The 23,678-nt window shown below is 61.3% G+C and carries 17 protein-coding genes and 1 pseudogene; 3 read left to right on the top strand and 15 right to left on the bottom strand.

The genetic code is table 11. The features are described 5' to 3' along the window. The first annotated feature begins 44 nt into the window (after positions 1-44). Positions 45-290 carry an acyl carrier protein gene (locus ABIE00_RS08945; RefSeq protein WP_003806076.1) on the top strand — a complete coding sequence of 82 codons (246 nt, stop codon included), beginning with the start codon at positions 45-47 and terminating at the stop codon, positions 288-290. Positions 291-483: 193 nt separating this feature from the next. Next, positions 484-1,719, top strand: coding sequence for a beta-ketoacyl-ACP synthase II (gene fabF, locus ABIE00_RS08940; protein ID WP_354259223.1), 1,236 nt, complete (start codon positions 484-486; stop codon positions 1,717-1,719). A gap of 89 nt (positions 1,720-1,808) precedes the next feature. On the opposite strand, the gene ABIE00_RS08935 is transcribed toward fabF, so the two are convergent. From ABIE00_RS08935 to ABIE00_RS08915, 5 genes and pseudogenes are all read right to left on the bottom strand, one after another. Then, a complete protein-coding gene (locus ABIE00_RS08935) occupies positions 1,809-2,312 on the bottom strand; it encodes a DUF3145 domain-containing protein (protein ID WP_003806074.1) in 504 nt (167 codons plus the stop codon). A gap of 246 nt (positions 2,313-2,558) precedes the next feature. Next, entirely contained in the window at positions 2,559-3,485 is a 927-nt protein-coding gene (locus ABIE00_RS08930; protein ID WP_354259220.1) for a tyrosine recombinase XerC, read from the bottom strand. Between the two features lie 110 nt (positions 3,486-3,595). Then, positions 3,596-4,780: a DNA-processing protein DprA gene (gene dprA / locus ABIE00_RS08925; protein WP_354259217.1), complete on the bottom strand. Its 1,185-nt coding sequence runs from the start codon at positions 4,778-4,780 to the stop codon at positions 3,596-3,598. Positions 4,781-4,791: 11 nt separating this feature from the next. Beyond that, positions 4,792-5,661, bottom strand: a pseudogene (locus ABIE00_RS08920) (YifB family Mg chelatase-like AAA ATPase); the annotation flags it as partial. A gap of 79 nt (positions 5,662-5,740) precedes the next feature. Then, positions 5,741-5,911 (bottom strand): hypothetical protein, encoded by a 171-nt coding sequence (locus tag ABIE00_RS08915; RefSeq protein WP_354259214.1) that lies wholly within the window; start codon positions 5,909-5,911, stop codon positions 5,741-5,743. A gap of 401 nt (positions 5,912-6,312) precedes the next feature. On the opposite strand from ABIE00_RS08915, the gene ABIE00_RS08910 reads away from it, so the two are divergent. After that, a complete protein-coding gene (locus ABIE00_RS08910) occupies positions 6,313-8,205 on the top strand; it encodes a DUF262 domain-containing protein (RefSeq protein WP_354259211.1) in 1,893 nt (630 codons plus the stop codon). On the opposite strand, the gene ABIE00_RS08905 is transcribed toward ABIE00_RS08910, so the two are convergent. The 10 genes from ABIE00_RS08905 to ABIE00_RS08860 all read right to left on the bottom strand — a co-directional run bounded on the left by ABIE00_RS08905 (position 8,202) and on the right by ABIE00_RS08860 (position 23,544). Further along, positions 8,202-8,531 carry a hypothetical protein gene (locus ABIE00_RS08905; protein ID WP_021474384.1) on the bottom strand — a complete coding sequence of 110 codons (330 nt, stop codon included), beginning with the start codon at positions 8,529-8,531 and terminating at the stop codon, positions 8,202-8,204. The genes ABIE00_RS08910 and ABIE00_RS08905 overlap by 4 nt on opposite strands. Before the next feature lie 84 nt (positions 8,532-8,615). After that, complete coding sequence (locus ABIE00_RS08900; protein WP_354259206.1) at positions 8,616-8,909, bottom strand: hypothetical protein; 294 nt, start codon at positions 8,907-8,909, stop codon at positions 8,616-8,618. Between the two features lie 196 nt (positions 8,910-9,105). Then, entirely contained in the window at positions 9,106-11,250 is a 2,145-nt protein-coding gene (gene brxL / locus ABIE00_RS08895) for a BREX system Lon protease-like protein BrxL (RefSeq protein WP_354259203.1), read from the bottom strand. 13 nt (positions 11,251-11,263) lie between these two features. Beyond that, entirely contained in the window at positions 11,264-13,756 is a 2,493-nt protein-coding gene (gene pglZ / locus ABIE00_RS08890; protein ID WP_354259200.1) for a BREX-1 system phosphatase PglZ type A, read from the bottom strand. Next, positions 13,753-15,042: a Shedu immune nuclease family protein gene (locus ABIE00_RS08885; protein WP_354259197.1), complete on the bottom strand. Its 1,290-nt coding sequence runs from the start codon at positions 15,040-15,042 to the stop codon at positions 13,753-13,755. The genes pglZ and ABIE00_RS08885 overlap by 4 nt, the downstream gene beginning before the upstream one ends. Continuing rightward, a complete protein-coding gene (gene pglX / locus ABIE00_RS08880) occupies positions 15,039-18,554 on the bottom strand; it encodes a BREX-1 system adenine-specific DNA-methyltransferase PglX (protein WP_354259194.1) in 3,516 nt (1,171 codons plus the stop codon). Before pglX ends, ABIE00_RS08885 begins: the two co-directional genes overlap by 4 nt. Beyond that, entirely contained in the window at positions 18,554-22,039 is a 3,486-nt protein-coding gene (gene brxC, locus ABIE00_RS08875) for a BREX system P-loop protein BrxC (RefSeq protein WP_354259191.1), read from the bottom strand. Before brxC ends, pglX begins: the two co-directional genes overlap by 1 nt. Positions 22,040-22,043: 4 nt before the next feature. Further along, positions 22,044-22,571: a DUF1788 domain-containing protein gene (locus ABIE00_RS08870; RefSeq protein WP_502914207.1), complete on the bottom strand. Its 528-nt coding sequence runs from the start codon at positions 22,569-22,571 to the stop codon at positions 22,044-22,046. A 68-nt stretch (positions 22,572-22,639) separates the two neighbouring features. Beyond that, a complete protein-coding gene (locus ABIE00_RS08865; RefSeq protein ID WP_354259185.1) occupies positions 22,640-23,269 on the bottom strand; it encodes a DUF1819 family protein in 630 nt (209 codons plus the stop codon). Between the two features lie 74 nt (positions 23,270-23,343). Then, a complete protein-coding gene (locus ABIE00_RS08860; protein ID WP_347783594.1) occupies positions 23,344-23,544 on the bottom strand; it encodes a helix-turn-helix domain-containing protein in 201 nt (66 codons plus the stop codon). Positions 23,545-23,678: the final 134 nt, after the last annotated feature.

Here is a 23,678-nt window from a genome sequence, read left to right as displayed (position 1 = left end):
TTTCCGGCATCCCCTGCCGGCAATAACAAGAAAAGGAGCCATCAATGGCTAGCAACGAAGAGATCCTGGCCGGACTGGCTGAAATCGTCAACGAAGAGACCGGCCTGGCCCCCGAGGCCGTCGAGCTGGACAAGTCCTTCACCGAGGACCTGGACATCGACTCCATCTCCATGATGACCATCGTGGTCAACGCCGAAGAGAAGTTCGGCGTCCGTATCCCGGACGAAGAGGTCAAGAACCTCAAGACCGTCGGCGACGCCGTGGACTTCATCTCCAACGCCCAGGCGTAAGCAGGACACCAGCCTTCACAGGCTCCAGCCCTCGCGGCTGAACCCGGCTGGCCGGACCGGACGTCACCTTGTCCGGTCCGGCCAGCCGATGCACCACCCCTATGTTTTTTGCAGACTTCCCCCGCACGCCACCCACTCCGGCCTCTGGCCAGCAGCTCAGGACAAGGCAGGCGCACCGACAGAGAGTGATCCCATGACACGCAAAGTAGTCATTACAGGTCTGGGTGCCACCACGCCCATCGGCGGCGACGTACCCACGATGTGGCAGAACGCGCTGAAGGGGGTATCCGGAGCCCACACCCTTGAAGACGACTGGGTTGCCAAGTATGAACTGCCGGTCCACTTCGCGGCCCGGTGCAGCACCCCCGCCCTGGACGTTCTGAGCCGGGTTGAAGCCAAGCGCATGGACCCCTCAACGCAGTTCGGCGTCATCGCCGCACGCGAAGCATGGGCCGACTCCGGCATCACCGAGATCGACCACGACCGGCTCGCTGTCGCGTTCGCCACCGGCATCGGCGGCGTCTGGACGCTCCTGGACGCGTGGGACACGCTGAAGGAGAAGGGCCCCCGCCGCGTCCTTCCCATGACCGTTCCGATGCTCATGCCCAACGGCGTGGCCGCAGCCGTGAGCCTGGACCTGGGTGCCCGCGCCGGTGCGCACACTCCGGTGTCCGCCTGCGCGTCCGGCACCGAAGCTATGCACCTCGGACTGGATCTGATCCGTTCCGGCAAGGCCGACGTCGTCATGTGCGGTGGCGCCGAAGCCGCCATCCACCCGATGCCGCTGGCAGCCTTCTCCTCGATGCAGGCCCTCTCCCGCCGCAACGACGACCCCGAGGGCGCCTCACGTCCCTACGACCGGGACCGCGACGGCTTCGTCATGGGTGAAGGCGCCGGCGCCCTGGTGCTGGAGGCCGAGGAGCACGCCATCGCCCGCGGCGCCCGGATCTACGGCGAGCTCGCCGGCACATCCGTCACCGCCGACGCGTATCACATCACGGCACCGGACCCCGAAGGCCTGGGTGCCACCCGTGCGCTCAAGGCAGCCATGTTCGACGGCCGTATCCAGGCGGAGGACGTGGTCCACGTCAACGCCCACGCCACCTCGACCCCGGTCGGTGACAAGCCGGAATACACGGCGCTGAAGGCGGCGCTCGGCAACCACGTGGAGAACGTGGCTGTCTCGGCTACGAAGTCGCAGATGGGCCACCTGCTCGGCGCCTCCGGTGCCGTGGAGGCCGTCCTCACCGTTCTGGCGGTCCACGAACGCAAGGCGCCCGTCACGATCAACCTTGAGAACCAGGATCCGGAGATCCCGCTCGACGTCGTGACCTCCGTCCGCGCCCTGCCGGCCGGCGACATCGTCGCGTTGAGCAACTCTTTCGGCTTCGGCGGGCACAATGCCGTCGTTGCCATCCGCAGCGTGTGATGTCAGCTGAATGAACACTGAAGAAGCCCCCGCCTGCTGGCGGGGGCTTCTTCGTTGCTATGGGGGATTGCGTCAGGCGGCCTTGCCCACTATCCGACCTGGTGCAGCCAGCGCACCGGCGCGCCTTCCGCGGCGTGCCGGAACGGTTCCAGTTCCTCGTCCCAGGCCTCGCCGAGGGCAAGCGAGAGCTCGTGGTAGACGGCGGAGGGGTCACCGGCGCCGGCCTCGTAGGCGTAGCGGATGCGGTCCTCGGACACCATGATGTTGCCGTGCACGTCTGTCACGGCATGGAAAATACCCAGCTCAGGTGTGTGGGACCAACGTCCGCCATCCACGCCCTGGCTGGGTTCCTCGGTGACCTCGAAGCGCAGGTGTGCCCAGCCCCGGAGGGCAGACGCCAACTGCGCACCTGTCCCCTGTGCGCCGGTCCAGGACAGCTCCGAGCGGAACATGCCGGGCGCGGCCGGCTGAGGGGTCCATTCGAGGTCCGTTCGCTTGTCCACGACGGATCCGATGGCCCACTCAACGTGAGGGCACAGTGCGGTAGGGGCCGAGTGAATAAACAGCACACCGCGGGTCATTGCAACAGACATTCCATCCTCCATAGCTGTAGGTACGTCTTCCCCAACGACCTGCATGGACGGGATACTTGCTGCTTTGGGCGCCGCGTGGTGCCGGTGATTCCTGCCAATCTATGAAATTACTTGCCGGGCTGACAAGAGGCGCCTGGAGACAGTGCTTCAAGCACAACTTGAAAGTTGCCGAACTTGGATCTTATTGTGCCGTACGGCGTCTAATTACGCCAGTGCAATTCGGCGTGGTGTAGAAAACGCGCCGGGCTAGGCGCGCGGGTGGGCCTGCTGATAGCTCTTCCGCAGGCGGTCCACGGACACGTGGGTGTAGATCTGGGTGGTGGCGAGGCTGCTGTGCCCGAGAATTTCCTGGACCGCCCGGAGGTCCGCACCGCCGTCGAGCAGATGGGTGGCGGCGGTGTGCCGCAGGGCGTGCGGGCCGGTAGCGGACGTGTCGCCCAATGCCTCGAACAAGCCCTTCACCACGCTGCGGACCTGGCGCTGGTCCACGCGGCGGCCGCGCGCACCGAGGAACAGGGCCGGTCCGCTGTCAGCTGCAGCGAGCTTTCCCCGTCCCCGGCGCAGCCAGTCGTCGACCGCGAGCGCAGCCGGAAGCCCGTAGGGCACCGTCCGCTCCTTGTTGCCTTTGCCGAGCACCCGCAGGGTTCTGCGGTCCGGGTCGAGGTCGTCGACGTCCAGACCTGCCAGCTCGCCGACGCGGACACCGGTGGCATAGAGCAGCTCGACCATGGCCCGGTTGCGCAGGCCCATCGGATCACCGTCCTTGGCCGCCTCGTTGAGGTCGGTCAGCAGTCGGGCGAGTTGCTGCTGCTGCAGCACACCTGGCAGCGAGCCGTCGCGCTTGGGGGCCTGCAGCCGCAGGGCGGGATCTGTTTCGATGAGTTCTTCCCGTAGCGCCCAGGCAGTGAAACTCCGCACCGTAGCGGCACGGCGGGCAAGGGTGGAACGGGACGCGCCAGCCTCGCTCTGGCTGCCCAGCCAGCGCCGGAGGGTTCCGAGCTCAAGCCCTGCGGGATCGGTGACTCCCTCACCGGCCGCATAGCCGAGGAGGCTGGCGACGTCCGACAGATAGGCCCGCACCGTGTGTTCGGACCGCGCCCGCTCGCCCGTCAGGTACCGTCCGAAACCCGTAACGGCCCGGGCGAGGGCGGCCGGCAGTTCCTGTTTCTCCACTCCCCCACTGTCGCAGCAATCGGCACAGAATCATGGACCGGCACGCCAATCGTGAACGGCATCGGCCCAGGTCTGCCGCCCGGCGAGGTGGATGTCACCGGGCGGCAGGCCTATGTCGATTGCCTGGTGCGCTTCCAGCCTCCCTTCTCGGAGACAGCCAGTCCGAGCAGCGCCAGCCTGCCCAGGCCCGCGCGGACCGATTCGGCCCCTAAACCGGCCACGCTGCAGAGTTTTTCGACGGAGCTGGCAGCCCGCAGCGGGAGCGCGTCCAGCAGGATCAGGTCCTCGAGTGTCAGGCCGTCATGGTCCGCCGGCTGTCCGCTCTTTTCGTCGGGCAAGGACTCACCGCTCGGCGACGCAAGCTCGGCGACCTCACCTGCATCCGTCACACAGACAGCGCCGCCGTCGCGCAGGAGCCGGTGGCAACCGGCAGAGTTGGCGCTGTGGACCGAGCCGGGAACGGCTCCCACGGCACGGCCCAGGGTCTCCGCATGATGGGCAGTGTTCAAGGCTCCCGAGCGCCATCTGGCCTCCACCACAACCGTGACGGACGCGAGGGCGGCGATCAGTCGGTTCCGCTGCAGGAACCGGTACCGGGTGGGGGCCGAACCGGGCGGGACTTCGGCGAGCACGGCACCCTGGTTGGCTACGGCGCGCAGGAGATCCTCGTTCCCGGACGGATAGAAGCGATCCACGCCACCGGCCATCACGGCGATGGTCGGCATAGCACCTGAACCCCCTGCCAGGGCTGCCCGGTGCGCGTGCGCGTCAATCCCGTACGCGCCGCCGGACACCACCGTGAATCCCTTCTGTGCCAGCGAATAAGCAAGGTCGCCGGTGACTGACGCGCCGTAGCTGGTGCTGTCCCGTGAACCCACGAGGGCCACGGCCTTGGCTGCAGGGGGAAGTTCGAGCTCAACGCCGCGCCACCACAGGCAGATGGGCCGGTGCAGGCCAAGGTCGTCCAGTTGCCGCGGCCACTGGCTGTCCGCGGGGATGATCATACGGCCGCCCAGGCGCTGCATGGTGGCCAGATCGCGCTCAGGGGCGAGGTCGGGAATCCTCGGCGCCCAGCGCTTCAGTGCAGCACCCAGGCCAGCCCAGGAAGTGACGGCACTGTGCTCTGCCAGCAGCCCGGTGATGTCCTGTTCCAGCCCCGGCCCATAGCTGAGCTGGGCGGTGGCTATCCGCAACGCGTTTTCAGCCCCGGCGACGTGCACTAATGCCAGGCCCGCGACGTCCTCCGGCTCCATCAGTCTGGACAGCGCGGCACGGGCAAGTCTCTCATTCTGCATGTGGGTTCCTTTCATGCCGCTGCCGAAGCGGTCTGGCGTAGGCTCAGGGCCTGTCCGATGTCATTCCCGTCCGGCTGCTCCCGGCCGCCAAGGTCGGCCAAAGTCCAGGCTAGGCGCAGCACCCGGTCATAGCCCCGGGCCGTGAGGACGCCGCGTTCCAACGCATGGTCAAGGATCCGGGTGGTGGCGCCCGCCAGCCTCAGGCCGCCGCGCAGGATTCGCCCTGGCACCTGGGAGTTCGTCTCCATGCCCCACGGCTGAAGCCGCTGCAGCTGGCGGGCCCGGGCAGCGAGGACGCGGGCGCCGACAGTTGCGCTGTCCTCCGCTCCCCCGGACTGGCCGAAGTCGGCCAGCGACACGCGGTCCACCTGCAGCTGGATGTCCACGCGGTCCAGGAGCGGCCCGGACATGCGCGACATGTAGCGGCGCCGCATGAAAGGTGTGCAGGTGCATTCGATGCCCTTGCCCGAGGCCTTGCCGCACGGGCACGGGTTGGCCGCCAGCACCAGCTGGAACCGGGCCGGGTAGGCCGCTGCCCCCGCCGAGCGGTGGATCACCAGCTCGCCGCTCTCAAGGGGCTGCCTGAGCGCATCCAGGACCCTGCGTTCGTATTCTGGTGCCTCGTCGAGGAACAGGATTCCGCGGTGCGCGCGGGACGCCGCGCCGGGACGGGGCAGCCCCGACCCGCCGCCAATGATCGCCGCTGCCGTGGCCGTGTGGTGCGGGTTCTCGAACGGCGGCCGCCGCACCAGCTGCACCTCGGATGTGGGGAGCTGGCACAGCGAATGGATCGCCGTCACTTCCATCGCCTCGGCGTCACGCAGGTCCGGCAGCAGCCCCGGAAGCCGCTCAGCCAGCATGGTCTTGCCGGCGCCGGGGGGACTACACACTTAAGTATGCATGCGCGCTGACCTGTGGTTATGTCTCAAAACGGACACCCCGGCGTGGGTGTTTGGAGGCTCAGCTCTCGTCGAACGGCAGGCGGACGACCTCATCGCCCGGGTCTTCCGGACTTGCTGGCGGAGCCGCGCCCGGGTGGTCCTGGTACAGCGCGTCCGAGGCGCTCTGATCGTAGGCGTCGGAGAGGCCTGCGCCATTGGCCCCGAGGACCTGCTCCCAGTCGAATCCCATGCACACGATTTTATCGGCCGTTATCGAACTCGCGAAGGATCGCCTCGACGCGCGCTGAGTTCGTCGGCGCGCTTGAGGATCGGCTCTTCCTCCTCATGTGACATCTGCCGCCCGGGGCTGGCCTGCATCGCAGCCGCAGCAGGCCCCGGTCCAGGTGCGGGCTCAGGACCGTCGAGCAGCATGGCCGCGGCACTGATGAGCGCCGCCAGCGAGGCCGGGTGCATGGAGCGGTAGGCATCGATCCACCCCCAGCGGTCGACGGCCTTGACCCTGTCTCAGCCCGCTCAGGTGGTATTGAGCTTGCCGGCGACCCAAAAGGCTATTGCGCAGGATTTGTCGCCTTCGTGCTTAGTTGACCGATAGCGTGTGACGGAGGACGTCGTAGTCGAAAGGTGCATGCATTGGATACTCATCCTCGAAGCCCGCGAGATCTTTTCGAGGGTCGTCGCCATTTTGAGATTCCCGCGTTTCAACGTCCCTATGTCTGGGATGAGGAGAGCCAGTGGGCCCCTCTGTGGGACGACGTGGTCCGGGTCACCGAGAGCTATCTTCTTGACGGGGGTAAGCCCCCAATTCCGAATCACTTCTTGGGTGCGGTCGTTTACGAGTCGAAGCCGCCGTCTGCCGGCGATGTGACTCGGCATGAGGTCATCGACGGCCAACAACGCATGACGACGCTTCAGCTCTTGCTTGATGCTGCACATGAAATCGTGGCCGAGCGTGGACACCAGACGGAAGCGGATCAGCTCGAAGAGCTCATTCTGAACAAGGCGTTGACCTTCAAAGGCCGCATCGAGCGCTTCAAGCTCTGGCCATCCCAGGCGGACCGAAGCGCGTTTGCCCATGCCATGGATCCAGAGGAACCGCGTGTCGAGGAGCATCGAGTCATCGAGGCCCACGACTTTTTTCGGCGCGAAATAGAACGGTGGCTAACGGGAACGCCGGACGAGGAAGGGATCGTCCCACCCGGAACTGAAGAGCTCCGCGCCAAGGAATTATGCTCGACGCTTGAACATCGACTGGTCGTCGTCGCCATCGACTTGTCAGGACATGAAGACTCACAGCTGATCTTCGAAACGCTGAACGACCGGGGCACGCCTCTGCTGAAAGCGGACCTCATCAAGAACTGGGTCTTCCGCAAGGGCGAACAGATTGGTGCTGACGTGGACAAGTGGTCCAGGACGCACTGGGCCGACTTCGATACCGTATGGTGGCGGGCTGAAATCTCCCAAGGCCGTCAGATTCGGTCCCGCGTGGACATCTTTCTGCAGTACTGGCTCACGATGCGCTTACAGGAAGAAGTCAAAGCGGAGTTGGTGTTCAGAGTTTTCGCGGACTACGCAGGGTCGCGACTGTCCACTCCCGCCAAGGCGGAAGCCCTGCTGACGGAACTGCGGAAGGATGCCGACACCTACCGGGGCCTCAGCGAACTCGACGTAGCGACGCCCGAAGGACGGTTCCGCTCCCGGGTTATCGAAACGATGGAGCTGGCGGCCACCACCCCCCTCTTCCTCTGGCTCCTCTCCGAGAACCACTCGGTTCCCCGCGAGCAGGTGCGGATAGCACTGGATGCCATCGAAAGTTGGGTTATCCGCCGCACACTCCTGCGGAAGACCTCCAAGGATGTAAACCGCTTCATGGTCGCCACCTTGAAGTCGCTCGGGAGCGTTGATGCTCGCGAAGCCGGAAACGCCATAAGGAAGTTTCTTTCGGAGCAGACCGCGGAGACCCGTTACTGGCCTTCCGATCAAGAGATGCTCACGACACTCCCTGATGTGAAGCTCTACGGGAACATCCGCCAGTGGCGGCTCCAGGTAGTCCTCCGTGCTGTAGAGCAACAACTTCGCAACCAAAGCACGAAGTACGAAGCAGTCGAGCTTCCATGGGGATTGGAAATCGAGCACGTCATGCCGCAAGGTTGGCGAACCCACTGGGACCCGCCGCCAAGACTCACTCCCGAAGAGGCAGCTGTCCGTGACCGGGTCGTAAACACGATCGGTAATCTCACGCTCGTGACCAAGTCACTCAATGGTTCGCTATCCAACCGTCCGTGGACAGACAGCGACGCCACGGGACTCATCGACGGAGGTGAGTCCGGCAAGGGTAAGCGAACGCTGCTCGACGCCTTCAGCCTTCTGGTGCTCAACAAAGAAATCATTCAGAGCCACATCGATCTCTGGACTGAAGCCGACATCAAGGAGCGCTCTGTAGTCCTGACCAAGGCAATCACTCAGGTCTGGCCCGGTCCCTCAATGGAGATCCAGGAAGCTGCCTTCGAAGCGGCAAGAGCTTAGTGTTCCGGCAGCTTGATCTCGGTGTTGGTCGCCAGGTCGATGAGTGTGCCGTCTGTATCGGTGATTGTGGCGATGCCCTGTTTGAGACCAGCCTTTGAACACTTCATGCAGCCGCTGAGGAGAAACCAGGCGCGGGCCACGAACCGGGAATTCTGACCGCATAGCGTCGTGGTGGGTGCAGACTTCAAAGCCAGATGAGTGGAAGTACCACCTACTGTTATGACCACCATGACATCCTGCGTGCGTTTCCAATCCGGACCGTACGCCTCATTTGCGAGGATGTTCGGCAGACTGTTCCGGATCGTGATGGGCTCGGGTTCAGACATGGGAACATCCTATGCGGGCGGACCGTCTCTTACGGAGAGGACCGCCGGAGGCCTGACTCAGTCGTAGCCGCTAAATATGCAAAGTCAGGCCTGCAGGGGTTCGTCGCAGGCTTTGCAGGCCTGACGGCCGCCAACACCGGTCTCCTCGACGACCAGAAGCCGTTTGGGGTTGTCGTCCCAGACGTTGCCCACTGAGTTGCACCAGGCCGGGTGATAGACCTTGCCGGAGCTCACCACGTAAACCTGGCCAGGGCCCACTTTGGGTGAGCCATCGCTGCGCCGGGAGGCTGGTTCGATCGCGTGCAGCTCGCCCAGTTCCCTGGACTCTTGCTTGGCTTTTGCTGCCGCCTGCCAGGCGCGGCGTGGACGTGGTGTCATCGGTCGATCAGTTTCTGTTGAGGCCGAATTGTCGTGTCATCAGTGCGTCTTTGTAGTGAGACTCTGCTGAATCCACCTCTGTGGAGGGTGTGCTGGGTCCGAACACGCGAAGAAGGCTGAAGACAAAATGCCGGGCGTGGTCTGTCTTTGTCGTTTCGCCGGCTGCGCCGTCGTAGGCAAGCTCGCACAGCGCGACTCACGCGTCGTCCCGGATGTAAGTTATGCCAAAAGCCTTGACTTGACGGTATTCCTGAAGCTTGGTGGCAAGCTCGAAGGCGTCGCCCGTGATGTACTGAAAGATGTCCAACCCGCGGCCGAGCAGGATCCTCCATCCGGTGTCGGTGAGGATGGACCGATCATGGATGGCTCCGTCGAAGACGATGTCGACATTGATACCGGCGGCAGAGGCTCCCTGCTTGACTTTCAGCAACAGTTCGAACTGCTTGCGGAGCTTGTCTGGTCCCTCGGTGTTCTCAGACGTAACGAGCCGAACATTCACTTCGTCGGCCGCGTCTTTGGTGACCGCGATGCACTCGATGAGTTCCATGAGATTACGGGCCTGATGGAACTGCCGGATGTAGGGGTCCGTGATGGTGATCTGCGTGGCTCCGCGCAGGTACGGTACGAGGAGGGTCTCGAAGGAGACCCCACGCTGGTTCTCCTGGAACTCCTGGTGACCCTCAAACAGCGGTTTTACGGTGATAGGCTCGGGCGCAATTTGCTGACCGTCTTCCGCAGAAGTAGTGGCGTGCCCGGTTGGATCGCCCGTCGCCTCCTCCGCGTCAGTGCTTACGCGGCGCTCACGGTAGTAGTATGCCGGGTACTCATCCTCTTCAAGCGTGGAGACTGATTGCCATGTACCGGCCTTGTCGAGGTAGCCGAACTTTACGTTTGCCATCGTTGAGTCGATGCGGAGGATCTGGTCTTTGACGCGCTTGCGGCCCTCGATGGCGAACTGCAGGATCTCTTCGATTTCTTCGGCCGAGGCTTCCCCGTGCGGGTAAAGGATTTTCATCAGCCCGGAGAAGGTCTTGTGGATTCCGTCGCGATCTCGTGTCGAGATGTCCGATGACAGTGTGAAGTGCTGCTGGTAGCGGTCGGAGTAGTCCGCCGAACGCATCGACTTGAGCACCTCGGCGATGTAGTCGACGACGAACCCGTACCCGTTGGAGAACATCTCACCTCGGATGGTGTCGACTTCCCACCCTGGGATGTAGTGGTGCAGGCGGTCGAGGTACGCCGAGTCGTGGTAGCTTTCGGGAAGCTCGTCGAACAGGTCGGAGTGTTTGAGCATATAGGGCACGGTGTGCGACGTGTTGCCGACGAACACCATTGACGCCTCCGCGCCGAGCGTCTCGACGCCGCGGGAAAACGACTTGTTCGCCATGAAGTTCTTCATGATGTCGACGAGCGCCTTATCGGTGCGCTTCTTCTTACCCGCGAACTCGTCGAACGCGACGACATCCCAGTAGCCGACCAGCCCGATGCGGCCGTTGGAGTTGTTTACGAACAGCTTGGGGACCGTGACCTCGCCACCGGAGATGAGCATGCCGTGGGGTGAGAACTCCGAGAAGATATGCGATTTACCGGTGCCTTTGGGCCCGAGTTCGACGAGGTTGTAGTTTCGCTCGACGAATGGGATGAGCCGCACAAGCTGGATGAGCTTTGCACGGCGTCCGAACAGTTCGGGATTGAACCCGATCGACTGCACGAGCAGGTCAGTCCATTCGCCGGTTGTGAACTCGCTCCGCGCCGCGAGATAGCCCTCGAAGTCGAACTTCGACAACTGGATGGGCTTGATCGACCCCAGTATCCACGGCACCATTCGGGCGTCGTCACTGTGGAAGTACTCGATGTCGCAGATACACCAAACACCACCGACAAGCAGCTTTGGGTGGGCCTTGATCGTCGCGGATTCGACGAGCACGCCCTTGATACCGAGGTTGGCGAACTCTGCCTGGTAGACATCATCCTTCTCGTTGAGCGTGACCGTCACTTTGTCAATGATGCGGTGACGCCCACGCTCCTTGATCGTGGATTTCACGAGTTCGGACTGGTTCCGGTTTACGTAGTGTTCGGCGAGGATCTTGCGCACCGTGTCGATGCCTGCCTGGATGGTGGCTTCGTCGTCGGAGGCAGCATATTGGCCGAGCAGGTACTCCAGCACATAGGAGGGCACAATGGCGTTGCCCTTGACCGCCTTCACCAGATCCTTGCGGACTACAACGCCGGGGAAGAGTTGGTTTATCTTTCGGTCCAGTTCGCTCTGCACCGGAGTGGCGTCTGCCGGTGCGTTGGCCCCAGCGGATATCTCTGGACTGACCTCGCTCACTTCGCTCATAGCCGCACTCTCCTTAGAAGTCGAAGTCCGAGGCGAACGATCGCTTTAGCGTGTAGAACGCCTTGGCGTAGCCGCGCCATTGATTGGTGCCCGGGATGAGTTCTTCAAGCCGGAACTCGACTGGGCGGTTGTTGTAGTCGTTTGCGTCCTGGCTGAGCAGCATGTGCGCGTTCTGGTAGCGGTCACGCTGGTCTGTCGAGTCCTGGTCGAAAGTGAGCGAGAGATGGTTCGATATGAGGATCTCGCCGACATACAGCCCTGCGCGCAGCACAAGGGGGCGAACCTTCTCGCTCACCGGCTCAGCCTGAAACAACTTGATGACCAGCTGGCCTGTCGTGATCTTGTCCGACTCGGGCATGATCTTGACGTTAACTGTTCGCACGTCGCTCTTGCGCTTCTTGTTGATCGCCAGCACCGGAACGACGATCTCCTGCAAGGCTGCACCGCCGTGGACGAATCGCGAGCCTGCGCCTGGAAGCCGCAGCCGGTGAATCGACTTCGGTATCTGCACATCCAGGTCTCCATCGAGGCCGAGTTGAGCTGACGTGAAAGTCTTGAACGCAGGGACTTCCTTCAAGCCGTGGCCGAGGACGTAACGGCGGTTGATCACCTTGATGTCCTCACCTTCCGGCAGCGTCGATAGATAGAAGGCGTCCTCGAGTGCCGTGTCCTGGAACAAGAAGCCGTGGTCCGCAGTGATGAGGATGTTCGTCGCGTTCGCATTGGTCAGTCGCTTGACCAGATCGACCAGTTCGCGAAGCGTGTCCTCGGCGGCCTCAAACACCTGACGCTCGGTGCCCGCCTTGTCGCCTGTCGCGTCAATGCGGTTGTGATAGACGTACAGCACCTGATGTTGCTGGTACAGCTCCCGCAGCTCGTCCCGGGTCAGGGAGAAGACGTTCTCGGCTTGAATCGCTTTCCCGTCAACGGCGTCGAGGAGCTTGCTGCGGTTCACGGTGCCGTCTGTGCGCTGACCGTCCGCCAGAACGGGATCCCCGTCCTTGGAGTGTCCGATCGTGCTGTGTGGCAGCAGTGCCGCCATCCCGAGCTGGGTATAGCTGGGCAGCACGCCGAGCATGGCTTTCAGGTCCGCGTCGTAGCGGTCTTCCTGGCGGATGCGCGAACCAAGTTCGTCAGCGATCTCATAGCGCAGGGCGTCCGAGATGATGACGACAGCCTTGCGCCGGCCATCTCTCGTGATGGGTGCAACGTGGTCGGTGAAGAACGAGGTTTGGGGCCGGAGCAATGTCGAACGCCACTGGTCGATGCCATCGACCTGCTGTTGCCAGGCGTTACCGAGCTCGTAGAGAAACTTGTTGGCGTAGAATTTCTCCACTTGGATGCGCAAGGCCTCCAGCGGACCGGCGAACTCTGCTGTGCGGGCAGCATATGTGAACTGCCGGTAGAGCTGATCGATGCGGAACCAGTCACCCTGATATCGCTCCAATCCCTCATCGAGCGACTGCATCGACAGGTTGAGCGTGCTAAGCACGGTCAGGAGTTCCGAGGCACAGCCGATTGCTGTGTACAGCTTTCGGTATCCTTCGACCCAGATGCTGCTCTGACGGCTGCGGATCACCTCTGTAACCTCGCGGCCTGTGACCGTTCGCTCAGAGACCGCACGAGCCAGATCGCTGATGATCTTGCGGTCAGTCTCCTCGAAAAGGTCGTTGCCCAACAGGTCGCGGAAGCTTGCGTCCTCGATGGTGCTGGCGTAATCCAGATCTCGCGCTGCACGCTTTGCGAGCGTCGTCAATGCCTCCTGGCTACGCCTGTCGTAGCGAAAGCTCCCGAAGTCGAGCTGGATGTTGCGCAAGCCGCCGTGTCGTTCGGACTTGAATCCGGCGTTGGCCTGCCGGAACACCCACAAAACGAAATCGGCGATGCTCGGGCTTGGCGACATGTAGCCGTAGATCGACGCCACGCCTTGCCAGTAGAACTCGTCGAGGCCGTGCTCGGCAAGGGCAGCGTACTTGGCATCCGCACCGCCGGCGTTCTCGATCAGCAGAGTGCGCGTGATCTCCAGTAAGCTGTGCTCGCTTTGACCGAGTAGTACCGCCGACATCTTGGCTTGCAGCAACCGGGCGTCATCGTCGGCGTCCAGCAGCTTCTTCAGGCCTTGGACGCGCTTGGCCCCACGGAAGAACTTCTCGCGGGCTTGTAGGACCTCGCCGATACCGTCCGCGGTGAGCCCGAGTTCCTGCTGCACCAGTGAGGTCCGGTCTGCTGTGAACACTCCGTAGGCAAGCTCCAGGTCCAACAGCCAATTGCCGATCCCCGTCGACACAGCACCCGAACGATAGACAAGGAACTTCGACTTGGGCTCCTGGTGCAGCAGCCGGTTCTTTACCGCATACTCATCGTTATTGACGCGCACAGTCTGCACGCCCTCCAGGTCGAGCGTGTCGAGGTCAGCGGTGTACTCACCCTCGGGGTCGTGCCAGAACACCACACGCTGCACCTCAAAGCGACGCTCCAGATGGGGCCTGACGGCGGCGACACTCATGCTGATACTCCGATCTCGTCGTCTGGCCCAAGAATATCCTCGGTGACAACGCGCTTCGTGAGAGTAGCGATGACGTTCTCCAAGCGGCGCAGCAAGTCGTCGTACGAGATGATGTCGACAACATTCGAGTACTTCCGTCGGACGAATTCGAAGTCGAACCTCTCCTCTGCAGAGAGGTTGCTGTCCCGTCCCACCAGAATGATCGCCTTCGGGTTGGCGATCTTGATCTCAAGGCCAGCGGGAAGATTAGCTGCGTGCTTCTTGCTGATGGCTTTCTCGCCGTCCCTGCCCGACTTGCTCAGGTAGAAGAGGTACTTCTCCGCCTGCATGATCGAGCCCGACAACTCGCGCATGGGGACATGGTTATCCCGATACTGACTCTTCGACATCAGACCGCGCTCGAACGGCTTCTTGAGCTCGATGATGTCCACACATCCGTTGGCCCCGACGAGCATGAGGTCGATGTAGCGGTCTGTCGACTTGGATTCGTTTGAGTACCGTTCCTTGACGTGGACATTGTGCAGAACCGCGATGTATTGGGGGAATACCAGCAGAAACAGGTCTGCCACTGCCCCCTGCCAGTCAGCCTCGGAGTAGCCATCCGCGTCCTCCAACATCTCAACCAAGCGGTCCCGAACGTATGTGAACTTCTCGAGCTCCAGCTCGTTTGCGGCCGGTATCCGACCATGGGCCTCTACCCACTCTTCGGTCCCGGAACGTTCGCGACGCTCGATGTAACTCTCCAGCCGCAGTTCGGCGTCGGACATGGTTTCCAGATATTCGCGGAGGATGCGGGTAACCCGGGTCGCTGCATAGTAGGTGACCTCGGTCGATGTCGGGAATCTTCGAAGCAGCCGGGCGAACTCATCCACGGGGATTGCACCTTCCCGATTCCCTCCGACGACGATCTGCTCCGTGAGTAAGCCGTCGATTCGTCCGAAGATGGAGATGTTGCGTTCGGCGACGAACGTTGATCTCGTCAGCTGCATCGTCGTTACGATCAGCAAGTCGTGCTTGAGACCAAGGACGTCTGATCGTATGGTCCGATATTGACCGTCGAGGCTGCCGATCACAAAGCGCCGGACGTCCGCGTCGTCGCCGTCGTCTTCGTCGTCTTCGTCGTCAGCGTCTTGGCTTAGCAGGTCCGTCTTCTGGACTGTGAAGACTTGCGAGAGGGTGGCATGACCTTCGGAGCCCAGCTTGTTGTCCACCCATGTCACCGGCCTAAAAGTGCTCGGGGTATAGACCAATACAACCTTCGATCCATGATCCTCGAAAGTGATCACGAGTCGGCCTCCAGCCCCGGGATCTTTTTGAGGGCAGCACCGAGCTTCGGGTAGTTCGCCTTGACGCCGTCGTCGAGGTCGATCTGCACCTGCTGGGACGCCAGTGGGTACAGCACGTCGTGCTCGTATTCATCGAGTTCGAGAAGCACCTTGCGCAGGCGGTCGACCTCTTTCTGGGCGGCTGCCTGTTCCCGTGGTGCACCTGTGCCTGCAGCGAGGCGCTCCTGGTGCTGGCGGCTGGCATCCAGCTTTGCTTTGAACTCGCGAAGGTACTCGTTGAGCACAGTTGAGGCGGTCGACGGCGTGTAGCGGTGCATGTAGATGAGCGCGTTGAAGGAGCCCTTGCTGCTGGAGAACAGCCAATAGATCGGGCGTTTCTTGTACCGCTGTACGTGATCCTTGTAGAAGGATTTCACGAAGTAATCGCGCAAGTCCTTCACGCCAAGCGATTCGGTGACAAAGCGGAGGTTCCGCGCAAAGTGCTGATCGCCGAATGCGGTCCGAAGGAACTGCCGGAACCGCGCCACGATGTCGTCTTCAAACCAGTCCCCGTCGACGATGGGGATCACGTTGTCTTTGTCCGGGGTAAACGTCGGATTTGGCACCTTGGCGAGGTAATCCTGGAGCGTGTCGCCCTGATTCGCGAGTATCAGCCCCGGTTCATCGAGGCTATATCGCCCAAACATGCATCCCACGGCATACGAGATCAAGTCATTCATGGCGTCCCGTTTCTGGGCAACGATCAGGTCATCTGCCTTCCGACGTCCGTACCGAAACGCAGGATTTGCTAATAGGGAGACTGGCCCGATCTCGGTCGACTCGCTTGGCAGATTCGCCGCGTCCCTAATCGCGCATTCAATGTCACTCTCGATTTGAGTAAGTTCGTCCACCCATTGGCGCTGCACTTCGGAAACTCGCTGGTGCACGTTCTCTAGCGGATGATCCGGCATCCGCTTCAGAACATGCTCCGGCGCTAAGAAGTCCGGAGAGATCTCTTGTGAATCCCAGTCGCGCTTTGAGAGACTTACCGCGCGGCTTGTGAGCGTTCGTGCGGATTCAGTTGCATCAGGCGACGTCTGAACGATCGGCAGGTCCGCCACCATTCCTGTCTGAACGTTGAGTGTTGAGCCCTTGATCTCTACCAGGCACTTACCCACATTTGAGTTCAGTTGCGCGAGTAGATCGAAAGCCCCGGGGCCGAATATAGCCGGAGCGGCATCGTTGAATCCGTAGCCCTTCGGACGCCACCGGAAACTCGTAGCTCCGGATCCGATTTTTCCCCATGTGACGCCCTCTTCGAACATGAATTGAATGTTCTGAGGGCGCGACTTGAGCGACCCGTCTGGATTGCGATAGTTCTTAATCCGAAAACCATCATCCTCCCAGTCCATTACGTAGGTAAACCCGGCATACCACTTTCGGAATTCGCCAGCCTTGTCGGTCAGGACCCACCTTTTGTCGCGACCGATCCGCTCTGCACTCACTTCCCAATGAAGCCGCATGAATAGGTCGTCATTCCGGGTCCCTACTCCCGCCTTGATTTGGAACCTGTCACCAATTAGTGACCCCGCGTAGAGTGCAATCAATTGCGGTTCTACCCAGTAAACGATGGGGCTGCCTGGGATATTTCGGAAATCCTCAGCTGAAGCACGATAGAAATGGTTTGCCATCGCTGTACGCTCTTGCGTATTAGTGGATCCCTTAGCGTTCCCGGCCTGAATGATCTCGAGGCACCGCGGTCCTTGTTGTGAAGGTCCAACAAAGTCGTTCAGCCTCACGTATCCGCCGGGATATTGCTGCTGGTGACCTCTCTGCAGAGTGAATGCGCAGATGGGCACGGTGGCACCTTCAAAGCCAGAATACTCAAGCTGTACAAGAGAAGTGATTGTCTCCTGGCCTAGGAGACGCTCGCGCAATTCTTTGTAGGTCGAAATGAACATCCATACATAAGGACTCATTAAGCCAAGCTGTCCTCGATCCACTGCCAGGTAGAGATATCGATAGAAGGAAGCGGCGAAGAGATCGGCGCTACCATCCGCGTATTCTGACTTGAGCCATTCAGCAACACGCGGACTCAGGTTCTTTGCACCCATGTATGGCGGGTTTGCTACGACGACGTTGTAACGCTGTGACAGATACTCGGCTTGTGTGATGATGCTATGCGCGCGATTCGCCAGCTCAGTCGTGAGAAGGTCGCCATCCTCCGGAAGGTTAGCGCTGAGATGACGGCGTAGCGACTCGATCAAATCTTCGCGAGGCCGGATGAGGGACCCGAACGTGTCTGCATTCTCGAACTGGTTCCAAAACGTCTCCTCGTCGTGGCGGTTGCCGTTGCTCGTGATCAGGGTTGTCAACTCAGTCCGCGTGAAGGAGATGGGTTCGAGTACGCAGATGTTCGGCTCGATGCCCTTGTTGAAGAAAGTCCGCTGGCGAGCCCGAGCTTTCATCGTGAGAGCGAAGGCAGCGAGCCCGCCGGCGCGGGGATCGATCTCAGTGCCGTAGAGATTGTTAGCGAGGATCAAGCCAGGGATGTCGGACGGAGCATAGCCCTCTTCTTCATAGATGGCGTATAGCAGGTCGAATGCGTAGGTGAGCATGTGGCCGGAGCCGCAGGCTGGGTCAATAACCTTTAGTTCCTCGGGGCTTGAGACCTCCAGGAAGTCGGTCTCCCCGTCGACCGGAGCGATGTAGTAATCCATTTGGTCGATCAAGCGTGAGGAGGGCTTGTTGAGCAGCCACAGCCGCCCGAGCGAATTCTCGACAAGGTAGCGGACGATCCAGTGCGGGGTGAAAAGCTGGGTAGCGGCGGGGATCTCCGCAGCGCCGGCCCTCTCGTTCTTCTTGAACCCCGCGAAGACCTCTTCTTTCCGTTCAGAGATGTAGAACTGGTACAGCCAACCGATGACTTCGACATCCTGGCAGATATCCTCAGTGAGCAGGCTTGTGGCGCGGGCCAGCACCGAGTCGTCTGCGAGCAGGTTCGCGGGGATGAGCAGTTCGGTGTAGTCGCCCTCCCGCTCGAACATGAACGGCATAGAGCGGTTCCAATACCGGCAGTACTCCGCGAGCATCAGCGCGTACGCCTCGCCCTGAGGGTCTGCGCTGCGGCGCGTGCCGTTGAGCAGGCTCGTGACGGTCTCCGCCGTGCGCTTGTTAGTGACGACCGCGCTGTCAATGTTCCCGCGCTTGGCCTCGGCAAGAATTTCGGGCTGTCCTCCCCTGCGGCTCCGTTCGGGCGAGACGACGCCGATGCCGGTGTAACCGTTGGCATCCATGAACCGCAGCGCGATGATGCGGTTGAACCAGGTGTAGGCGACCTTGTCCGCGACTGTGTCGCGGCCCTTGTCGCTGCCGCCGGCAGCGTTGACGGCCTTTTCCAGGGCGGCGACGGCGTTGGGCTGTTCCTGGCGCAGCTCTTCCGATGCCAGAACGACGGAGATGCGGGCTGACACCTCGCGGATGAGAGCTGTGCGTGCCCATGTGGCGAACGATTTAAGCGGTGCGGTTTCCATCAGAGCGCGATTCTCTTTCCGTCGTTGAGCGTGTTCAGCAGCGCACCGCGGAGCGCATCGAGGTAGCGGTCGACGTCGTCTGGGTTCTCAAGCACACCGTGGGCACCGGGCACGGTGATCGTCTTGACCGAGACGGTCTGCTTCGGCGTGGGCTCCGGGCTGTCCGTACCGCCCGTAGACCGGGCCGAGGATGCGAGCTGGTCGAGCAGCTCGGGATAGGTCCGCTCCTCAAAGCCATTACCCTGCTCGCGGATGAGCGCGATCTGCTGCTCACTGCCTAAGCGGGTGATGATCTGGTCGATTGTACGGGTGACCCGCTGCTGCGCTTCCTCCGTGGCGTTGCCGTAGTAGGCGCTGTCGAGTACCTCGGACTTGCGTCCCTCGATGTCCTGGATGACCGTCCTGCGATGGGTGGCGAGCGTGTCCTCGACTTTCGCGCCAAGGGCGTCTGCGGCCTGCTTGAGTTGGGTCATGCGATTGCCCCGGAAGGCGTTGGGATCGTCCAGGAGTCGCCTGACGTCGGCATCGCTTCCTGGGGGCAGGTATCCGAGGTTGTTCGTGTTTGAGGTGAGCAGTACGACGGCCTCGTCGTAGATGACTTTCTGGCCGCCGCCCAGGAACGACTGAATAGGGTCGATGACGTTCTCTTTGGCGTCTAGCAATTCGTCGCTAAGACTGAAATCAGTGAGGTACCACTCGTCAGATTTGCCCACAGCCTGTTCGAGCAGGGCAATGGGGGCAGCCAACTGCTCCACGAACGGGTACTTCGATCCGCTCACTAGCGCCCTTAATTCGTCGAGCTTTGCCCCGAGCTTTTCGCTGCCGTGCCGAGCCAGCTCCAGCGGGTCTTTCGGTGGGGTGGCCTCGTCGAAGAAGTCGGTGCAAAATTTGCGGAACGTCGCGACCTGGCGCTCGTCAAAGAGCTTCTGCGGGGCGACGACGGAATGCGAGTGCTTCTGCGTATTGCGCAGAACGGCAGCTACTTCGGTCCGCTTCAGCACGTTTCCATCGACGGTGACCGTGATCTTTGAGTTTCCAACGAGCCAGGCGATGACGACCTCTATCGATGCGAGATCCCATCCGTAGGGCTTGGCCTGGAATGTATCCACGATCGTCTTGACCGTTATCTGCTCACCGAGCCGGTCGCGCTGCAGCAGGAACGAAAGCAACTCGTCACCTGGAACAGCCAGCATGGAGAGCGATGAATCGTCGAACATGTCCGACTGGTTGGGGTTGGCGAACGCAGCAACCTGCTGCTCACTGTACGCAACGCCGCCAAGCAGCCTGAGCTGGGTGTAAGTGCGGCTGATGAGGTCCTGGAAGCCATCGGTGACGCGCGTGATGGCGTCCTGCGAGGAGGAGGTTACGCCGGCGGCATTGATTACGAGGTCCGCCTTGCCAACTGCGCGGCGGATGCGCTCGATGAGTTCCTTCTCGCGCTCGACGTTCTGCGTCGCCTTCGAGCGCAGGATCTGGTCCTCGATTGCGGACAGCGAAGTCGTCTGCTTGCGCTTGGTGTACTTCTCCGTCTTGATCAGCAGGCGCAGGTCCGAAAGTGCGCGCTCATCGGGCTCCAGGATGACGCGCAGCTCGTCCTTGCCGGCGCTGTGCATCCGTGTCTCTTCAGGGCCGAATGGGTATTCCGGCGTAATGAAGTGCATGGTCAGTTCGCGCTGCTGCCCGTACACCTGATCGTCAAGCTTGTACCCGAAAGCGAAGTCCTGTCCGTTCTTGGCGTACCTCAGCTTGCTCGTGCGAACCACGTCGCCGGAGATAATCTTGAAGAGCCGACCGCTGACATCCGAGGCATCGATGTCGATGTTCTTGATCTCCTCCTCGATGACCTGCTCTTCGTTGGTCAGGTACTCGTAGAGGTTGCCGTTGCGCTGCACGTAAGTCTGCGTCTCCAGCAGGGTCAGTGCCTCTTGCACCTGCTTGGCCAGGGCGGGCAGGTCAAGTCCGAAACGGTCGTAAACCAGCACGGTCAGGTTGCGTGGGGTGGCGTGGAAGCCTTCGACGTACTTCACCAGAAACAGCGCCTTGAGCAGCCGCACGGCCAGTTCGTTGTCCAGGTTGCGCTCGGCAACGTCGATCGAACGCTGAGCGGCCGACTTCAGCGAAGCGCGGATGCCCGCGAACATGTGGTCGAAGGTCGCCAGCCTGCCGACTTCTACGTCGCCGATGTCCTTGGCGACCTGCTGGACGACGCCGAGCATCGAGCGTTCACCGACTGAGCTGTTGCGGCCTTCGAACACATTGTGGTCGGAGATGCCCTCGATCGCCGCCTGGAACAGAGGGAACTGATAACTGACGAACGGGTACGTGCCGACAAAGTGCGCCTCGTCCGTGTAATTGCGGTATGTCTTCGCGCCGTCCACAAAGTCGAACAGGGTCTTGAAGTTGGCGTGCTGCTCTGCATAAATCGAATTCAGCGCGGGCTCGCCGGCCTCGTTCTTCTCCAGCAGTCGCTTGCGGATGACCTCTTCCACATCGGCGCTGGTGAGCTTCACACGGGTGGCGAACCGGGCCTGAATCTTGGAGAAGTCGTTGCCTTGCTGCTTCGTGCGGTCACCGACGACCTTGTCCATGTCCTCCTGGGAAGTCACGAACACCCAGGCACGGCCTTGGCATTTGGTGTTCAGCGACTCGGCAATCGTCTGGAGATTGAGCATCAGGTGCGTGTTCGATCCGATGAACTGGCCGACTTCATCGACGTAGAAGTTCAGCCGGAAGTCGTCTTCCTGCTTATCCAGCCAATCCATCACCTCGTCGGCGAAGTCCTCGATGGAGACTGAATACTCGTTGCGGTACTTGGTGAGGATGTTAGTGGGCGTACTGTCGGTGTAGCCGCTGACCTCGGCGTACGCCTTGGCCACGTTGACCTCTTCGAGCACGCCCTCTTCACGTCCCTGCGCCCAGCTGCGCCCGGAGATACGGGTGTATGCGTCCTTGAATGCTTCATACTGGCCGCGGTTGTCCAGGTCGCGCTCGAACCGGGCGACGTGCCCTTGGCTGCCGTAGTAGCCGCGGCTCTCGTCGAAGACCTTGACGAACACCTTCAGCAAGGCGTCGGTCTGATCCTTCGTAATGAGGGTGGCCTTCTGGTCGATGTTGAACAGCAGGCTCTTCGCCGGGATCCTCTCAGCCTTGGTCAGCAGTGCCGGAAGGAACGCATCCTGTGCCTTGGTGCGGAAGCTCTCGGAGACGCGTGCTCGCGGGAAGTCCTGACCGTCCACGTCACCGAGGAGGTGTGCTAGCAGCTTCAGCAGGTGGGACTTACCGGAACCAAAGAAGCCCGAGATCCACACGCCGTTGGCGTTGGTGTAGTTCGTATAAGCCTCAAGCAGCAGTTCCAGACCCTTGGCTGCCTCGTTGGTCAAGACGTACTCATCAACCTCGGTGCCCAAATGCGCGGTGTCGTCAGCCTTGATGACACCTTCTATCGGGCGCTGAACGTCCTTGGCGAAGATCGCATGCAGATTCATCGAATCAAACCTCCTGGTCCAAGATGTTCTTGGCTCGGTAGTACTGGTCGTCTTGGAGTCGTCCGAACAGCACGAGCGATGATCCAAGTGTGGCGGACTGCTCGTAGCGGCCGGGGAAAAACATGAGCATAGGCTTACGTGTCACGACGCTCTGCAGGTTGTTCAGCACGTTGTGTGAACGGATGTACGGGAAGACCTCGCCGATGCCGGTGAGGAAGAAGATATCGAAGTCACCCTCGGCGAGCTTGGTCCTGATCGCGGACGCAATGTGGAGCTGCGGGTCGAGCATCCCTTGGAGTAACTCACGGAAGTCGGCCTTTTCCTGCTCGGGTTCGAGCGCGATCAGTCGATCCCAGACTCCGCGTTCCTTGAGAATCTCCACTGACAGGTCGTAGAGGTTGACCTCTCGGACCACGACGCCCTTGTTCGCCAGGCGGTTCTTGATGCGCTTTTTCGACCCCGTGACCGCGAGTGCGTCCTCAGGGGCGTAGGGGTAAATGAAGAACGGCACCTCGTTACTCAGGCCCTCCATTTGGAGAAACCGCCTGCCGCTAAGAACGGCGAACAAGTGCTCTTCCTCTTTAGAAAGGTCGGTCTGTGTCACGGCTGGGCCCTCCCCGCAGCATTATGGGTGGTTGGGAAGAACCGCAGGTCATTCGGAGTCCGCGCTGCCAAGGCGCTTTCGACACGTTCAGACATCATGGCCTGCTGTATGTGCCCGCTGTTGGAAAGCAACCCTGCCTCACTAAGCATCCGGAATAAGTTTGAACGCAGCTTGCGCCGAGTGGAGTCCTTGAGTTCAGACAGCTCGGTGTGCCACAAAGACTTGCCACGCACGAAGCTGTCGAAATCGTTGTGATCGAGCGACGGCGTAAGCAAGAGGAACCGCTCGCGTACGACTTCCTCAGCAAACTCTCCGACCAGGTCATATCGACGGCAGGCCGCCGCCCACAGCAAGTGTCCGCGCTCCGTTGACGTTGCCTCGATGAGCAGTTCAATCTCGTCGCCCGTGAGAACGGCGAGCCGCTGGACAATCTCTCGCGCGAGCCTGGACCCAGAGGCAAGCGTGCGTGCTTGCAGTAGGTTCTCCGCGGCGATCTCGGTTCGGACTTTTGCCCACTCGCGCTCTCGCAAATAGATGGGCGCAATGATCGCCGCCTCATGCATGAGGAGGGCACCACTGGTAAATGAGAGTGCATAGCGCTGCGCCTCGGCATGCTGCTCGATCACGTGTAACCCCCCTTTCAGTTTTTCAGGCAAGTAGTTTTGGCGTTATCCGAGAGGTATTCCTTCAGGTGCGGTCGTCAGCTCGGCGTCTCGTCGTCGCTCGATGCTGCAGAGCCTCCGCTGCGGACCCACTCGTCTACCTCGCTTGCCTGGAACTTCCAGAGCCTGCCTACCTTGTGGGCCGGCATGCGTTTGTCGCTGATCCACGTGTAGACCGTGTCCTTCGTGATCCCCAGGTGCGCGGCAATGCCATCGGCGGACAGCCATGGTTCGGCCACGGTGGAGCCTCCAGTCGGGATTGGCAACGACGAACAAAGGCCATCCTAGCTTCAACTGCACGTCTTCTTAGGGTTTGACTGGGTTTGAACGGGTTAAGCCTGTATGAGTTGCGAGGCTTGACCCGCAGGACACG

This window comes from Arthrobacter sp. OAP107 (assembly GCF_040546765.1).
In the GTDB taxonomy this organism is placed as follows: domain Bacteria; phylum Actinomycetota; class Actinomycetes; order Actinomycetales; family Micrococcaceae; genus Arthrobacter.
The sequence above is the reverse complement of the archived record's forward strand: the minus strand, read 5'-3'. Positions and strand labels throughout refer to the sequence as shown.

Bases quoted from the DNA above. Each gene is read 5' to 3' on its own strand.
- ABIE00_RS08900 (WP_354259206.1), bottom strand. From the start codon at position 8,909: ATGACACCACGTCCACGCCGCGCCTGGCAGGCGGCAGCAAAAGCCAAG.
- ABIE00_RS08905 (WP_021474384.1), bottom strand. From the start codon at position 8,531: ATGTCTGAACCCGAGCCCATCACGATCCGGAACAGTCTGCCGAACATC.
- dprA (WP_354259217.1), bottom strand. From the start codon at position 4,780: ATGCAGAATGAGAGACTTGCCCGTGCCGCGCTGTCCAGACTGATGGAG.
- ABIE00_RS08915 (WP_354259214.1), bottom strand. From the start codon at position 5,911: ATGGGATTCGACTGGGAGCAGGTCCTCGGGGCCAATGGCGCAGGCCTC.
- ABIE00_RS08945 (WP_003806076.1), top strand. From the start codon at position 45: ATGGCTAGCAACGAAGAGATCCTGGCCGGACTGGCTGAAATCGTCAAC.
- brxC (WP_354259191.1), bottom strand. From the start codon at position 22,039: ATGAATCTGCATGCGATCTTCGCCAAGGACGTTCAGCGCCCGATAGAA.
- pglX (WP_354259194.1), bottom strand. From the start codon at position 18,554: ATGGAAACCGCACCGCTTAAATCGTTCGCCACATGGGCACGCACAGCT.
- ABIE00_RS08935 (WP_003806074.1), bottom strand. From the start codon at position 2,312: ATGTCTGTTGCAATGACCCGCGGTGTGCTGTTTATTCACTCGGCCCCT.
- ABIE00_RS08870 (WP_502914207.1), bottom strand. From the start codon at position 22,571: ATGGAGGGCCTGAGTAACGAGGTGCCGTTCTTCATTTACCCCTACGCC.
- fabF (WP_354259223.1), top strand. From the start codon at position 484: ATGACACGCAAAGTAGTCATTACAGGTCTGGGTGCCACCACGCCCATC.
- brxL (WP_354259203.1), bottom strand. From the start codon at position 11,250: ATGAGCGAAGTGAGCGAGGTCAGTCCAGAGATATCCGCTGGGGCCAAC.
- pglZ (WP_354259200.1), bottom strand. From the start codon at position 13,756: ATGAGTGTCGCCGCCGTCAGGCCCCATCTGGAGCGTCGCTTTGAGGTG.